Source organism: Alcaligenes sp., assembly GCF_050255915.1.
Lineage (GTDB): Bacteria > Pseudomonadota > Gammaproteobacteria > Burkholderiales > Burkholderiaceae_B > Alcaligenes > Alcaligenes aquatilis.
Window position 1 is genome coordinate 127,921 of sequence record NZ_JBFWIQ010000004.1, and the last position, 15,355, is coordinate 143,275.

The window sequence follows — 15,355 nt, forward strand, 5'->3', positions numbered from 1 at the left end:
TGTATTTATGGATAGGTTCCTTACCATTGGGCATATTTCGCTTTGTGGTTTGGATTGGCATGATATGAAATCCGTGTACCTTCATTTCGGATGAGTACGTCTCTTTTATTTTTCTTGTTTTTGATGGAATCCACTATTAAGATTTGATATCAAATAATTTGATCTCAAACTATGAAACTGGAAGCGAAATATCAGGCCTTGCTCTCGCATGCACAGCAGCACCAGGACGTTAACGTACAGGGAATGTCTCTTTGTTTTCAGCTCTTGTCCTTGTCCGCTCGTATTGATCGAGACTGCGCCGCCTTGTTGGCACCCTATGGCTTGAGCGAAGCCCGTTTTGTGCTTTTGTTTTTGCTCAAAGAGGCACCCGAGGGCATGCCCTCGCATATCCTGGCTGAGCGGGCAGGTGTTACGCGTGCAACGGTCACCACCTTGGTGGATGGACTGCTTAAAGCGGGTTGGGTGCAACGCTTTGCGGCCGAGGCGGATCGGCGTTCCGTCATGGTGAAACTCAGTCCTCAGGGGGAGGAGCTGGCCAAGACCCTGGTAGGGACCCATGCCCAGTGGATAGGCAATCTGTTCGGGCATTTGTCCGAGGCGGAATGCGCGCAGTTAAGCACCTTGTTGAACAAAGCGGCCGCAGGAGAACAAGCATCATGAGTACAGAAAACCGCAAGGGTTATGCCAGGGTCGCGGACATACCCGCTGATATTTTGTTGGCCCTGTCCAAGGGGGAAATCCAGGGCGCTACCCTGACGGAGTCGCTGGCGATTGATCAGCGTGTGCTGGTGGCCACTGTTTTTCCGGAACTGGATGAGCAGGGCGCGCAGCACATCGACGCCCTGGCCGAATTGGGCATTCTCAAGCGCATGAAAGCCATAGGGGAATATTTGCTGCAAACCTATGGTGAGATGGCCTGGATGCGTTGCCTGAATCATCCGGCCGATGTGGTGCGTGGCTGGGCTTGCTTTATGGTGGGAGCGCGCGAGCCGCTAAGTGTCTCCCAGCGTCTGGACGCACTGCGTCCCTTGGCGGATGATCCGCATTTTGGTGTGCGCGAATGGGCCTGGATGGCGGTACGGCCTCAACTGGTGGCCGAGCTGGAGGTATCGATTCAGACCTTGCAGCAGTGGGCACGTTCAGACTCGGAATATCTGCGCCGCTTTGCGTGTGAAGCCCTGCGCCCTCGGGGAGTGTGGTGCGCGCATATCGCTATTCTGAAAAAGGAACCGGAGCGCATGTTGCCGATTCTGGAAACCTTGTATCGGGATGACAGCGTGTATGTGCAAGACTCGGTGGCCAACTTCTTGAATGATGCAGCCAAGGATCAGCCACAGTGGGTGCGCGATTTATGTGCTCAATGGCAGGTGCAATCACCGGATAATGCGGCTGTGCAGCGCCTGTGTCGACGGGCACTGCGCAGCGTATCTTGATACTCCGGTTTGCGTTTCAGGTTCAGGGGGCGCGCAAGGTAATCAAGGTGATTTCCGAGGCGCGCCCCAGACGCAGGGGGAAACCTGGCCACAGCCCGGCGCCGTAGCTGACATAGAGCTGCATATCATCGACTTGATACAGTCCGCCTACATAGCCGTCATTGGCCATTTGCACGATCTTGTGCATGCCTAAGATGTGGCCGCCGTGTGTATGGCCGGACAGTTGCAAAGCCACGCCGGCCGCTGCGCTTTCTTTGGCGGTATCGGGGCGATGGGCCAGCATGATGATGGGCATGCCGACCGGGATGCCGGCGACCGCCGCAGCCACGTCGGGCGTGGGCTGCCCATGCACGGCCGCTGACTTGTCCGTGATGCCGGCCAAGGCAAAAGCGGCATCGCCTTGCTCAATAATGCTGTGCTCATTTAGGAGCAAACGTAGCCCCAGGCTGTTGAAGTGTTCTATCCAGGGCTGATACTGGGTGTAGTACTCGTGGTTGCCTGCAATGACCCAAACCCCTTTGGGGGCAGACAGGGCTTGCAAGGGGGCGACATCTTCGCGACGAGCTTTCACCGTGCCATCGACCAAGTCGCCCGTAATTGCAATCAAGTCCGGTTTTAAGGCCTGTGTTTTGTCCACGATGGCCTGTACCCACGGCCCTTGCAGCAGACGGCTGGCGTGCAGGTCGGTCAGTTGCATCAGCTTGAAACCATCCAGGCTAGGGGGTAAGCCATTGACCTTTACGTCGATGAATTTTACTTCCGGGACTTGCACCGCCTGCCACACGCCCAATGCGGAAAGACTGACAGCGGCGATACCTAGCACACCGCGCAAGGTGGGGGAGCGCAGCAGCACTTGTCCGGCAGGTTTGTACAGGACGCGCATTAGCAAACCTGCCAGATCGGTGATCAAGGTCAAGCAGGTGGCCAGCAAGACAGCTCCAAAAGCCCATCCCAAGACCATGATGACTGGGGCGGGAATTTCTGGAGAAGCGCGGGTGCCCCAAAACAGGGCGACGGTGTAATGGTGCAGGGTGGCGGCAATGACCAAGGCACTTAACAGCCACTTGATCCAGGGTTTGATCGGTAAAGGTTTGATTAGTCGCCAAGCGACATATAGAGCGAAGACGAGGGCAGTGGCTTGAAACACAAAATCATTCCAAAAAGAAACGGAGCACATGCTTGGGCATGCGCTAAAGCGTGCTCAGTATAGAGCGAGAAAATGCGCATGATGCCAGAGCGGGCCTGACAGTTACCGGCTTGTCACGAAAAAAATGTGGACATGCTTGTTTACGTTTCGAGAGATTGGTTCGCACATCAAGTCATTAAAACTCCTAGGCTTTTTCCAAGGGCACCCCAGCAGGACGGGGTGCCTGCCCCTTGTTTCAAGTTGCACGATTTGCAGGATCAATAGGGTGCATCCCGAAGGAATGGGTGAGCTTGAAACAGGACACGTCTGGGTTTGACGTGTGTAGTTTATTGGGAGCGCGCGGTGATGGCAGGCTCACGCTCATCGTTCAGACAAACCCTGCTTGCGAGGTTCTGGTGCCGAGTGCCGGCGCACCCTGGCAGTCTGGTTTGGTTTTTTTCGCCTGAACACCACATCGTTGCGTATCACTACTGAATTCAAACCTGCAGAGCGGGGTTTGTTAGGTGACTCGACTGGAGGACATATGGTGACGAAAAAATCCTCAACCAGGACCAATCAGGATGCCGTGGGTCAAGGCGGGGAGTTGCATCAGTTTGGCCAAACTGGCTTGACGACCAATCATGGCGTGCCCCTATCGGACAATCAGAACTCCTTGCGATTTGGCGCGCGCGGCCCGACTTTGTTGGAAGATTTTGTCCTGCGCGAGAAAATATTCCATTTCGACCACGAGCGCATCCCGGAGCGGATTGTTCATGCTCGCGGCACGGGCGCACATGGCTATTTTGAATGTACGCAGGCCATTCCGGAGTTGACTCAGGCCTGTGTGTTTCAAAAGGAAGGACACCGGGTGCCGGTGTTCTGCCGTTTTTCAACAGTGGCCGGTTCCAAAGGCTCCAAAGACACGCCGCGTGATGTGCGTGGCTTTGCCGTCAAGTTCTATACTGAGCAGGGGAACTGGGATCTGGTGGGCAATAATATGCCCGTTTTTTTTATCCAGGACGCCATCAAGTTTCCGGACCTGATCCATGCCGTCAAGCCGGAGGCAGACCGGGGCTTCCCGCAGGCAGCGTCAGCTCATGACACTTTCTGGGATTTTGTCTCCCTGATGCCTGAGTCTTTGCATACCGTCATGTGGTTGATGTCGGACCGAGCCTTGCCGCGCTCGTTTCGCATGATGCAGGGCTTTGGTGTGCATACCTTCCGTTTTGTGAATGCCAAGGGCAAGTCGCATTTTGTGAAGTTTCACTGGAAGCCCAAACAGGGTTTGCAGTCGACCTTGTGGGACGAAGCGGTCAAGATTTCCGGCGCGGATTCGGATTACCTGCGCCGCGATTTGTACGAGGCCATTCAAAGCGAAGCCTTCCCGGAGTGGGAGCTTGGCGTGCAGGTTTTCGACCAGGAGTGGGCCGACAAGCAGGACTACGACGTGCTGGATGCGACCAAGCTCATTCCCGAAGAAAGCGTGCCGGTCAAAATTGTGGGTCGCATGGTGCTGGATCGTTATCCCGATAATTTTTTTGCAGAGACCGAACAAGTCGCCTTCTTGCCGTCCAACCTTATTCCGGGCATCGACTTTACGGACGATCCTTTGCTGCAAGGCCGTTTGTTCTCCTACCTGGATACACAGAAGTCTCGTCTGGGAACAGTCAATTTTCATCAGATTCCCATTAATGCGCCACGTTGTCCGTTCAGTAATATGCAGCGCGACGGCATGATGCAAACTCAGGTTCCCAAAGGCCGCGCGACCTACGAGCCTAACAGCCTGGATGAGGCGGGCGAGTCTGCTGGCCCCCGTGCCCAGGTCCATGGTTTTCGCAGCTTGCCCAGCACGGTAGACGATGGGGCGAAACTACGGGTAAGGGCGGAGTCTTTTGCTGACCATTACAGTCAGGCCCGTTTGTTTTACCGTTCGCAGACGGAAGTCGAGCAAGAGCATCTGATTGCCGGTTTGGTCTTTGAGCTATCCAAGGTTCAACTCAATCATGTTCGTGTGCGGGTGCTCTCTCATCTGCGTGTGATTGATGAGGATCTGGCCAAGCGAGCAGCCCAGGGCTTGGGCCTGGATTTGCCGCCGCCTGCCAAACCTGCCCGCAAACCAGTAGATATGCCGCCCTCTAAAGCCTTGTCCATATTGGCTCAGAAAGCACCTGTTGCAGGCCGGATGCTGAGCATATTGGTGACGGATGGGGCGGATAAAGGCTTGCTGGAGATGTTGCTGACGGGCGCTCAAGAGGCCGGTGTGGCCGTCAAGCTGATTGCTCCGCAAGTTGGGGGCGTAACCTTGTCGGACGGCACCCAGTTGGCCGCTGATGAAAAGATCGCTGGTGCCCCGTCGGTGCTGTTTGATGCGGTCGCCTTGTTGTTGACACAGGAGCAGGCTTCAAAGCTGTGTAATAACAAGGCCGCAGTTGATTTTGTGGCAGACGCCTATGGGCACCTGAAGGCCATTGGCCACAACGGTGCGGCCCAGCCTCTGTTGGATCGGGCGGGCGTGTCCGTAGACAAAGGGGTGTTTGTTATCAAAACCGGGGATGACCTGCTTGGCAAGGTGGCCTCGCGTTTCTGGGAACGTCGTCATCAAGTAGATGGTATGGCTTGATCTGATGGGAAAAGGGGCGGTCCAGGCCGCCCCTTCCCGTTCAATCAGTACCGCCAGCTAAGCCCTAGTACGGGGCCGGACATACGAGTATCGAAGACATGACCGGCGCGACGGTAATTCACATCCAGCACTTTGTATCCGGCGGCAAGCGAGAAGTGCTCTGACAGGTCGTAGTTCAGCGTCAGCGTGGCCTGATAGCTCAGACGCGAGCCCACGTCAAAGCCGCCTAAATGGATCTGGGCATGAGTGGACAGCTCGGGTGTGAAGCGGTAGAACGCACGCAGCCCGATCATGGGGTCCACCCAGCTAAAGCTTTCTTCGTGGTGTTTGGTCCGGCCCGCTGTGCTCAGATGGGCACGAGTGCGAATATCCCAATACGAAAAGCCGGCCAGTGCATCCAGGCTGGCCTGTTCGGAATCATAGACACGATACCCGCCTTGCAAGGTCGCCATGAACAGGCGCGTGTCTACCGTTCCCTGGGCGGCGCCGACCAAGGGCAAGCCTCCCACTACCTCGCTTTCACGCGTGTTCACGTAGAGCAGGTCGCTATTGAGTACATAGCGGTCGCGCCGCGCCCAGGTGTTTAGAAAGGCGGCGGCACGCAGATTGTGCAGCACATCGGAAAAGGACTTTTCGATATCCAGCGAGGGTGCGCGCTTGAATGGAGAAGATTTACCGGACAAGCCCGTAATCCAGGCGTAGGGAGTGATCTGTAATGCGTAAGGTGTGGAGCCCCAGGTGTTGGTTTCGGGCAGTGCTGCCGAATTGAGATCCGTCGTTTGGGCTTGTGCCAGGGTGGTCAGTGGCAACAGCCCCAACAGTAGCCAGCGGGAGTAAGTGAATTTACGCATTACTGTCATGGGCCCCCTTTCTTAATTCTGTAAATGATGGCGTACTAGCGCCGGCCTTGTTTCTTTCGGTATGCTGGACCTGCCGATCACCAATCCGTGGAGAACGTGTCATGCATGTGTTTTACCTTAGCAAGCAAGATATTGATAAGTTGTTGCCCCTAGTGCAAGCGGCGTTACACGCTGGCCAAGGCGGGCAAGTCGGTTTTACTGATCAAGAGTTGGCCTTGCGCGCTGCTCTGGAGGGTTTACAAGACCCCAAGCTGTCCGAGCTTCTGGCCGGTGCCCGAGTTGATCCGGGCCGCAGTGCGGTTGGTTTGGCTGATGAGGACTACCGGGAAAATCTGTTGGCTCTGGAAACTCGAGACAGCGCGTATCTTATTGATCAGCTCATGGACAGCTATGCAAGATTGCCAGGGTTTTTTGACTGCCTGGAGTTTTGAATGGCTGGTTTGAACTGAGCTGTAAAAACGGCCCGTGAAGGGCCGTTTTTGATTCTGCATGAAGCGGTATTTTTAGAAACCGACAGTAAGTTGAGCCCAGTAACGGCGGCCATCATACACAGCATCAAAGGTTTCATCCGTGACGCGCTTGTCAAAGATGTTGTAGATACCAAAGCCAAGCGTGGTGGTCTTGTTGACCTTGTAGTTCAGGCCGGCATCCAGGAAGGTGAAGGATGGGGTGCCTTGCGCCATGCTGGTGCGGCTCAGGTAGTCTGAAGTCTTGCCACGGTAGTTGACACGTGTCCACAAGCCCAGTTGTTCATTGGCATCCCAATCCAGGGTGGCGTTAAACATATGCTTGGGCATCTTGTTCAAAGGCTGGCCGGAGAACTCACCGCTCTTTTGCTTGGAGTAGGTGTAGGTGTAATTGGCGGCCAGACGCAGGTCATCGGTAATCGACCAGGTTGTGGAGGCCTCCACACCACGCATGATGGCCTTGTCTACGTTGACGCGGTCACTTACGAATTTGTAGCCTTGATCGCCTGGGAAAACGTGGCAGTTAGGCAGGCCATCCGGATCTGTACAACGGCGAGTTTCAGAGATCTTGTCTTTGAAATTGGTATTGAAGAAGGTCAGGCTGTTGACCATACCGTTCTGATTGTCCCACACAATGCCCAGTTCCTGGCTCAGGCTCTTTTCTGGCTTCAGATTCGGGTTGCCAACGATCACAGCAGGAACGCCGCCGCCACCGGTGATCTGCCCCCAGTCAGCCACAGCCGAACGCAGGGAAGGGGCCTTGAAACCAGAGGATACGCCGCCCTTCAAGGTCAGTTGCTCGGTGGCATGCCAGACACCATAAAGGCGTGGAGTCCAGTGATTGCCATAGTTCTCGTCGTGAGTCATGCGCAAGCCGCCGGTCAGGGCAAAGTTGTCGGTCATGCTCCATTCGTCCTCCGCGAATACCGACCATTGTTCACGGCTTAGGCGATTGACATCGGGCTTGTACTGGTTGCCGTTGTCGCGCAGTTGCTCATGCAGATACTGAAAGCCCGAGGTCAGCATGTGGTCGCCTAAAGGCAGGCTCCATTGCGTATTGAACTCGGTGTTTTTCAGGAACATGCTACGGCCGGGGTTGTCAATTTCTTCGCGCTGCACGTAGGTGTTGGAAACGGCTTTACCCCAGCGACCGTTGTGGCCCACGGAGAACACATTGCGAGAGTACTTGCTGGAGGAGATGCTGTTGGGGGAGCATTTGCCGTTTCTGCCGCAGGTTTCGGCGGGCATGCTTTTGCCGGGTGTAGAGGTTCGCTCTTGCAAAGTCCGGGAGAACTCGGCGGTAAAGTCGTGATTGGCCGAAGGTGTCAAGGTCAGCTTGACGGTGCCTGAGGACGTATTTTGCTTGTTGAAACCGTCAAGAATTTCGTCTTCATTGCGACGGGATTCCTGACCATAAATCTGCAGCCCCAGCATGTCTTTCTTGATGGGGCCTGCCAGATAGAAATTGCCTTGATAAATATTGCCGGACTTGGAGTCCTCTTGGATGGTGCCTTCGGTGCGCAGCGAGCCGGTCCATTCCTGGTGAACTTTGCGGGTAATAATGTTGATCACTCCCCCCATGGCTTCTGAGCCATACAAGGAGGACATGGGACCACGAATCACTTCAATACGTTCGATTGCCTGCATGGGAGGCAACCAGCCCTGCTCAATACCGGCACCATCGCTGTTGGGACGTGTCTCACGCGAGTTTTGTCGCTTGCCGTCAACCAGGATCAGGGTATAGGCCGAAGCCATACCACGAATGCTGATATCGCTACCACTTGCACCACCTGTGATCACCACGCCAGGTACATCTCGCAAGGCGTCGGTGACGTCACGGTAGGCTCTCTTTTCCAGTTCGGCACGTGGTACGACGCTGATGGAGGCGGGGGCATCTTGAACCGCTTGCTCAAAGCCGGAAGCAGTAACCACGATATTGTCGAGCTGGTTGACGCTTTGTTGAGCCAAGGCACAGGAGAAGGGGGCGATGGAGCCAGCAAGAATGGCTACGGCACGGGCAGCCGGAGAAAGAGGGAACAAGAGAGACATAAAAAATCAGAATAAGAAACAATAATGAGAACAGTTATTATTATCTAAACACTGTGTTTCTCAAATCAAGAGAGCTCTTTTTCATGTATCTGTAGGTCTTCTGCCACAACTTGTCACTTGGCTTGACGCGCTGTCTTAATCCTGTTTTTGTTACACCCGTGTCCAATGTATCGGCTGTCTAAACAGTCGGTTTTTGTTTCATTGATTGGGCGGCTAGCCGTCTCTGGAGAGAAAGATGTTGCTAAAAAAATGTCGTCGTACTTTGCTGGCTTGCGCAGTTGGGCTGGCTTTGGTGCCTGCGGCCTCTCAGGCGTGTACTCGAGCTGTTTTTCTGGGTGATAACGGTCAGGTGATTACCGGTCGTTCCATGGACTGGAAGCTGGACGTTGGAACCAACCTTTGGATTTTTCCTCGTGGCGCCAAGCGCAACGGTGAAGCAGGTCCATCGTCGATTGAATGGACATCCAAATATGGCAGCGTGATTGCTTCGGGTTACGACCTGGCCTCGACAGACGGAGCAAATGAAAAGGGACTGAACGTCAATTTGCTGTGGTTGGTGGAGTCGGAGTACCCCACCCCTCAAAAAGGTGACAAAACCTTGAGTATGTCCTTGTGGGGGCAATATGTTCTGGATAACTTCGCAACGGTGGCTGAAGCGGTGGCTGCCTTGGAAAAGACCCCCTTCGTGGTGATCAGCGACAAGGTTCCCAATGAAGAGCGTTTGGCGACCTTGCATTTGTCCATGTCCGACTCCTCTGGTGACAGTGCCATTATTGAGTACATCGATGGCAAGCAGCATATCCATCACAGCCGCAAGTATCAGGTGATGACGAACTCGCCGACTTTTGACCAGCAATTGGCTATTCGTGATTACTGGCAGTCGGTAGGTGGCATGAATATGTTGCCGGGCACCAGCCGTGCCGCCGACCGCTTTGCTCGCGCTTCTTTCTACATTGATGCCGTGCCACGCAATCTGAGCGATGACAAGGCCGTGGCCAGCGTGCTGAGCGTGATGCGCAATGCGTCCACCCCCTACGGCATGACGGTGCCCGATCAGCCTAATAACTCGTCGACACGCTGGCGCACGGTGTTCGACCACCAGCGCAGCCTGTATTACTTTGATTCGGTGCTGTCGCCCGGTGCGTTCTGGGTTGACATGAAGAAGGTCGATTTTTCGGCCGAGACGGGCAAGGTCATGAAGCTGGATCTGGGACCTGAGCAAAGCACGGTCTATATGGGTGAAGCGCTGGAGCACTTCAAGCCAGCCAAACCCTTTCAGTTCTTGCCAGCGAAGGGGCCTGCTGTTTAAGGCCATGAGCGGTTAGGGCCGTTTCAGGACGGTCTGAAATCAGGCCGAATAGGCGGGGCATGGCCGACAGCGAACACATGATATTCATGTTCAGCTGTTATGCTATGCCCCGTCTTTATTTGTTGAAGTAGCCGTGTCATGACCTATGTAGTGACGGAAGCCTGTATCCAGTGCAAGTACACCGATTGCGTGACGGTGTGTCCCATGGATTGCTTTTTTGAAGGCCCGAATTTCCTGGTCATTCATCCTGATGAATGTATTGACTGCTCCATTTGTGTGGCCGAATGCCCCGTGGGGGCGATTGTCAGTGATCAGGACGTGACGTCCGAACAGCAGGTCTATGTCGAGCTGAATCGAACTTTGAGCGAGAACCCGGCCTGGACGCGCATCAGTCAACAAAAAGCGCCCTTGCCGGACCATGAGTACTGGGCCACTCAGACTGACAAGTTGGCGCTGCTGCAAAAAGACTAATAGGCAGAACTCGCGTGGCTGCTCTTGTTGCGCTGGAAGTACCAGACAGCCAAGGCCGCCATTACCAGTAAGGCCGTGCAACTGGCCAGTACGGCAACATAGCCTTTGTCAAAAGAATCGCGGGCCAACTCACTTAAGGTGAGGGCCAGATTCTGCGGCATGGTTTCTGCCACCAGCAAGGCTTGGTCCAGACTGTCGTAGGCCAATGGGCGATCACTTAACTCCTGCGGCAAGATCAGGCTGGTGCTGTATACGAAGGACAGCAAACTGCCCATAATGGTCACGCCCAGTGCCCCACCCAGCTCGTAAGACATTTCTTCAACTGAAGCTACCATCCCGGCGCGCGAAGGCGGCACGCTTTGCATGATGGTGCTGGAAGCGGCGGTCATGGCCGCACCAACGCCCAGACCAAGCATCACAAGGCTGGTCACTTGTAGATACTGCGCGCTGTTATGCCACAGCAAATAGGCGGCCATGCCCGTTCCCGCCAGGCTCAGAGAGCCGATCAACAGATGTTTGCTGCCAATGACAACCAAGAGGCGGCCAGCCAGGGGCCCTGATACAAAAGCGGCCAGGGGCAAGGGCAGAATCGCCAGACCTGCCTCTAAAGGCGAGAAACCCAGTACCAATTGCAAACGTTGGCTAAAAACCAGTTCCATGCCAATCAGGGCGGCCGAGGCCGTCAAGGCAGAGAGCACGGCGGTGCTTAGTGTGGCGTCCTTGAACAGGGAAAAATCCAGCAAAGGAAAAGGGCTGCGGTTTTGTTGACGGACAAACCAGCTTAGAAAGGCAATGCCAATAAGCAGGGCGAGAGCGACTAGCCCCCAGTTGATGTGCAACTTGCCCATTTCTTTGATTGCCAAGGTACTGGCAACCAGGCCCACCATGATCAGCAACGAGCCTTTGATGTCCCAGGGGCGGGATGTATTGGGCGCGGATCTGGGGACCAGTAGCCAGCCCATAGGCAAGGCGATCAGTACAATCGGGACATTGATCAGAAAGACCGATCCCCACCAGAAGTGTTCCAGCAAGAAGCCGCCCAGGACTGGGCCAAAAGCGGCCCCGCCTGACGCAATTGACGACCAGACACCAAAGGCCACGGCACGTTCGCGCTCATCGTGAAAAGTGATGCGGATCAGCGACAAGGTGGCCGGCATCATCATGGCTGCCGCCACCCCCAGAAACGCGCGTGCGGCAATCAGGGCGGTTGGGTTGGGGGAATAGGCTGCCGCGATCGAGGCCAGTCCAAAAGTGGCCAGGCCACACAGAAACAGGCGTTTGTGACCCAGACGGTCGCCCAGGGTGCCCATGCCCAGGAGCAGGCCGGACACGACCAAGGCGTAGCTGTTGACGATCCAGAGCTTGTCCGAGGCCGAGGCATGCAGATCATGCGTCAAGCGTGGCAGGGCGGTGTAGAGCACCGTCATGTCCACCACAATCAATAAAAGGGCTGCCGACACAATCGCCAGGATCAACCAGCGACGGCTTGGAGACAGGGGGACAGTTTGGGCTTGATGGGTAATCGAGCTGTGCAGCATAGAACGCCAGAAGGGTAGGAAAGCCACTATGATCTATCAATATTATCAACAGACAAAGTTAATTAGCATCTATAAAATAGATGAATGGATTGGACTTTAGAACGTATCCGACACTTTGTGGCCGTGGCTGAAACTGGCTCCATGACGCAAGCGGCCAAAGAGCTGGGCAAGGTGCAGTCTGCCGTCAGCACCTCAATTTCCCTGCTAGAGGCCGACTTGAACCTGGAGCTGTTCGATCGCTCGCGCCGAACCCTGAGCCTGACGGTACCAGGTGAAATCATGTTGCTCGAAGCCAAGGCTTTGTTGCGCCAGGCAGACGGGTTGAATCGCCGTGCCCTGGACTTGTCTCAGGGGCAGTCGGCCCGATTGGAAATCGGTCTGGATGAGGCTTTGCCGCAAGGACCACTGCGTTTATTGCTGAAAGAGCTGGCGGTGCGTTGGCCTGCTCTGGAATTGACGATCTGGAACGGGACGGCGGCCGAGGTTATGGATTATCTCGGTGAAGGGCGCTCCGATGTAGCCATTCAGTTTGATCGTGGGGCCGATGTCAGCTCTTTTGCGCAGAGCTATATCGGGGCGGTGCCTCAGGCGATTTGTGTTGCGCGTACGCACCAGCTAGCCAGCCAACAGCAGGTCAGCCGTAAGGAACTGACAGCGCATAGACAGTTGCTGATTCATATCGAAGGGGTGGAACAAACGGTGGTCAGCCCCAGCGTATGGCGCTCGGACAGTTTTTATGTGATTGCCGATATGGTGGCTGACGGCTTGGGCTGGGCGATTTTGCCCTTGAATATTGCGGAGTACGAGAGCTTGCGCAATAAATTGGCGCAGCTACATTGCAAGGAGCTAGCCTTGCCGCCTTTGTCAGTGCAGATGTTGTGGCGACAGGGGCAATCGTTGGCGCCGGTGGCTGTGTGGATGCAGCAGCGCCTGTCGGAGCTGCTGCCTTAAGTCTGATTAGCAGGCCAGCGGGGTGGGGGTCGGCAATTGACCGTTCGCCCAGCGTTCTACGCCTTCCCAGATATCGCTGGCGTGGTGCACGGTCAGATCAGCCTGCCAGGTGCTGATACTGTCGTCGCCAGCACAATAGCCGTAGGCGGCAACCATGGTTGCCATGCCAGCCGCCTGACCTGCTTGAATGTCACGCAGGTCATCGCCCACATACAGGCAGTCTGCCGGCGCAAAGCCGACTTGTTTTGCCGCGTACAGCAGGGGCTCGGGATGCGGCTTGGTATGTTGGGTGGTGTCCCCGCCTACCGTAACGGCACACGACTGAGTCAGGCCAAGGTGATGAATCAGCGGCAAGGCCAGGTATTCCAGCTTGTTGGTGACAATGCCCCAGGTGTAACCTGCTTGCTCCAGCTGTGCGAGCATGGGGGCCACGCCTTCAAACAGATGGGTCAACTCTGTCATGTGATCGTGATAGTCCTGCAAAAACTGTGCTCGCAACTGAGCATAGTTTGGATGATCAGTGTTGATATCCAGTGCTACCTTGAGCAGACCGCGGGCTCCGTGTGAGGCATACGGACGCAACGCGTCGTAAGGCAGCTCAGGCAGGCCATGCTCTTTGCGCATACGATTGGCTGTAGCTGCCAGATCCGGCGCGGAATCGGCCAAGGTGCCGTCAAAATCGAATAGAACCAGTTTATTCATTAGTGCTTAACGTTGGCGGCGGCTGGCCAGCAGGTAGTTGACGGAGGTGTCACCGGACAGGCGGTAGTGCTCGGTAATCGGGTTGTATTCCAGACCTTTGAGGGCCAGGGCATCCAGACCGCTGCGACGGGCCGAGGAAATCAGCTCACTGGGTTTGATGAAACCTTCATAGCTATGCGTGCCCTTGGGGATCAGGCGCAGCAGATACTCGGCGCCCACAATGGCAAACAAAAAGGACTTGGGGTTGCGGTTCAGTGTTGAGAAAAAGACCCAGCCACCAGGTTTGACCAGCTTGGCGCAGGCCGCGATGATAGAGCCCGGATCAGGGACGTGCTCCAGCATTTCCATGCAGGTGACGACGTCAAAACGCTCCGGGTGCTGATCGGCCATGTCTTCGGCGCTGATCATTTCGTATTTGACCGGCACACCCGATTCCAGGCTGTGCAAGCGTGCAATCTTCAAGGAGCGTTCGGCCAGGTCAATGCCGGTGACGTCGGCACCGGACTGAGCCAGGCTTTCTGACAGAATCCCGCCCCCACAACCGACGTCCAATACCTGCTTGCCCGCCAGGGAGCCGGTGTAGGACAGAATCCAGTCCAGACGCAAAGGGTTGATGGCGTGCAGCGGTTTGAACTCGCTGTCTGGGTCCCACCAGCGGGATGCCAGTGCACTGAATTTATCGATCTCTGCGGGATCGACATTGAGGTTAGTGGCAGTGGAAGCGGTCATGGCTTATCCAAAAAAATTAAGGCCCCGCAAAAGCGGAGCCTTAATTGTAGCCTTAGCTACAGAAATACGTGATGCAGCAAGAATTACTTGCGGTTGCCCACGATTTCGATTTCTACGCGACGGTTTTGAGCACGGCCTTCGCGGGTCTTGTTGGACGCCACGGGGTTGGCTTCGCCTTTGCCTTCGGTGTAGATACGGTCAGCAGGTACGCCTTTGTTGACCAAGTATGCTTTAACAGCATTGGCGCGACGCTCGGACAGCTTCTGGTTGTAAGCTTCAGCGCCGATCGAGTCAGTGTGACCGGTAGCGATCAGAGTTTCCAGATCGATGGCTTGAACAGTGTCAGCCACTTGATCCAGAACCTGGCGACCTTCTGGCTTGATGGTGGATTTGTCGAAGTCGAAGAAAGTGTCAGCGTTCAGGGTCACTTTAGTGACGGTAGGAGCGACGACAGGAGCTTCGGGGGCTTGGGCAACGGGCACACCGTCACAACCTGGAATACCTGTAGCAGGCGTCCAGAAGTTGTTGCGCCAGCACAGTTCGTTGGTGCCGTTTTTCCAAACGTCGCCGAACGGATTGCGCCAGTTGTTAACTTCGCCGGACTCTTGTGCGGAAACTGCACTAGTAGCCGATGCGGCGGCAATGGCGAGTACAAGTGCGATTTTGGAGGGTTTGTTCATATTTCTCCTCGTTGAGCTGATGCTGTTAAGTGACCGCAGCGAACCCCTGCCGCTGATTAACGGAACCAGTATAGCAATCCTTTGAACGGAACAAAGACTTGCTTGCGCTGGGTTTCATGCGTGTTAGGTCGAATCTTAAGACATTTCGGCCTTATGCGTGAGGGGGACAAGGAACGATTCGCGAAGATGCGTGGAATTAGCCTTGTTCTTTCCTGTTATTGTTGGTTTTAGGCAACAGGAGGTGGGTGGCGTCGCTTCCCCAATTCCTGATCGATACGTTTAGTGGATGGCGGATTTTTGATGGATCGACCCTTTCAATCACCTATCACCTGCCTTGTCGCCGCGCGACGCTGCGTCCCTCTATGTGAAAGTGCTAGAATTTCCCCTTGTCCGTTTACGGCTGGCTTACTGCTTAACCCA

Annotated in this window: 14 protein-coding genes; 7 read left to right on the forward strand and 7 right to left on the reverse strand. The window is 55.3% G+C overall.

Annotated features, from left to right (window positions below):
• Positions 1-171: 171 nt before the first annotated feature.
• Together AB7E06_RS06520 and AB7E06_RS06525 are read left to right on the forward strand one after the other, a co-directional pair.
• Positions 172-660: a MarR family winged helix-turn-helix transcriptional regulator gene (locus AB7E06_RS06520; RefSeq protein WP_123049737.1), complete on the forward strand. Its 489-nt coding sequence runs from the start codon at positions 172-174 to the stop codon at positions 658-660.
• Positions 657-1,433: a HEAT repeat domain-containing protein gene (locus AB7E06_RS06525; protein WP_094197140.1), complete on the forward strand. Its 777-nt coding sequence runs from the start codon at positions 657-659 to the stop codon at positions 1,431-1,433. The genes AB7E06_RS06520 and AB7E06_RS06525 overlap by 4 nt, the downstream gene beginning before the upstream one ends.
• A 22-nt stretch (positions 1,434-1,455) precedes the next feature.
• Here the strand turns inward: AB7E06_RS06525 and AB7E06_RS06530 are convergent, their stop codons facing one another.
• Entirely contained in the window at positions 1,456-2,580 is a 1,125-nt protein-coding gene (locus AB7E06_RS06530) for a metallophosphoesterase (RefSeq protein ID WP_094197139.1), read from the reverse strand.
• A 523-nt stretch (positions 2,581-3,103) separates the two neighbouring features.
• On the opposite strand from AB7E06_RS06530, the gene AB7E06_RS06535 reads away from it, so the two are divergent.
• Entirely contained in the window at positions 3,104-5,179 is a 2,076-nt protein-coding gene (locus AB7E06_RS06535; protein ID WP_427955806.1) for a catalase, read from the forward strand.
• 44 nt (positions 5,180-5,223) lie between these two features.
• On the opposite strand, the gene AB7E06_RS06540 is transcribed toward AB7E06_RS06535, so the two are convergent.
• Entirely contained in the window at positions 5,224-6,030 is an 807-nt protein-coding gene (locus AB7E06_RS06540) for a hypothetical protein (RefSeq protein WP_427955809.1), read from the reverse strand.
• A 110-nt stretch (positions 6,031-6,140) separates the two neighbouring features.
• Between AB7E06_RS06540 and AB7E06_RS06545 the strand changes: the two genes are divergently transcribed.
• Complete coding sequence (locus AB7E06_RS06545) at positions 6,141-6,470, forward strand: hypothetical protein (RefSeq protein ID WP_094197136.1); 330 nt, start codon at positions 6,141-6,143, stop codon at positions 6,468-6,470.
• Positions 6,471-6,542: 72 nt separating this feature from the next.
• On the opposite strand, the gene AB7E06_RS06550 is transcribed toward AB7E06_RS06545, so the two are convergent.
• Positions 6,543-8,555, reverse strand: a complete 2,013-nt coding sequence (locus AB7E06_RS06550) for a ligand-gated channel protein (RefSeq protein WP_230017799.1) — start codon at positions 8,553-8,555, stop codon at positions 6,543-6,545.
• Positions 8,556-8,790: 235 nt separating this feature from the next.
• Here AB7E06_RS06550 and AB7E06_RS06555 point away from each other — a divergent pair, with 235 nt between their 5' ends.
• Together AB7E06_RS06555 and fdxA are read left to right on the forward strand one after the other, a co-directional pair.
• On the forward strand, positions 8,791-9,864 hold the full coding sequence (locus AB7E06_RS06555; RefSeq protein ID WP_094197134.1) for a linear amide C-N hydrolase: 1,074 nt from the start codon (positions 8,791-8,793) through the stop codon (positions 9,862-9,864).
• Between the two features lie 138 nt (positions 9,865-10,002).
• Complete coding sequence (fdxA, locus tag AB7E06_RS06560; RefSeq protein ID WP_094197133.1) at positions 10,003-10,335, forward strand: ferredoxin FdxA; 333 nt, start codon at positions 10,003-10,005, stop codon at positions 10,333-10,335.
• Here fdxA and AB7E06_RS06565 read toward each other — a convergent pair.
• Positions 10,332-11,873 (reverse strand): MFS transporter, encoded by a 1,542-nt coding sequence (locus AB7E06_RS06565; protein ID WP_427955814.1) that lies wholly within the window; start codon positions 11,871-11,873, stop codon positions 10,332-10,334. The genes fdxA and AB7E06_RS06565 overlap by 4 nt on opposite strands.
• A gap of 84 nt (positions 11,874-11,957) precedes the next feature.
• On the opposite strand from AB7E06_RS06565, the gene AB7E06_RS06570 reads away from it, so the two are divergent.
• Positions 11,958-12,824, forward strand: a complete 867-nt coding sequence (locus AB7E06_RS06570; RefSeq protein WP_094197132.1) for a LysR family transcriptional regulator — start codon at positions 11,958-11,960, stop codon at positions 12,822-12,824.
• A 6-nt stretch (positions 12,825-12,830) separates the two neighbouring features.
• Here AB7E06_RS06570 and gph read toward each other — a convergent pair whose 3' ends face one another.
• The 3 genes from gph to ompA form a co-directional block, all read right to left on the reverse strand.
• Positions 12,831-13,526, reverse strand: a complete 696-nt coding sequence (gene gph, locus AB7E06_RS06575) for a phosphoglycolate phosphatase (protein WP_094197131.1) — start codon at positions 13,524-13,526, stop codon at positions 12,831-12,833.
• A 6-nt stretch (positions 13,527-13,532) separates the two neighbouring features.
• Positions 13,533-14,255, reverse strand: coding sequence for a bifunctional 2-polyprenyl-6-hydroxyphenol methylase/3-demethylubiquinol 3-O-methyltransferase UbiG (ubiG, locus tag AB7E06_RS06580; RefSeq protein WP_094197130.1), 723 nt, complete (start codon positions 14,253-14,255; stop codon positions 13,533-13,535).
• 83 nt (positions 14,256-14,338) lie between these two features.
• The gene (ompA, locus tag AB7E06_RS06585) at positions 14,339-14,935 is read right to left on the reverse strand and encodes an outer membrane protein OmpA (protein ID WP_094197129.1); all 597 of its coding nucleotides are present in this window, start codon (positions 14,933-14,935) and stop codon (positions 14,339-14,341) included.
• Between the last annotated feature and the right edge of the window lie 420 nt (positions 14,936-15,355).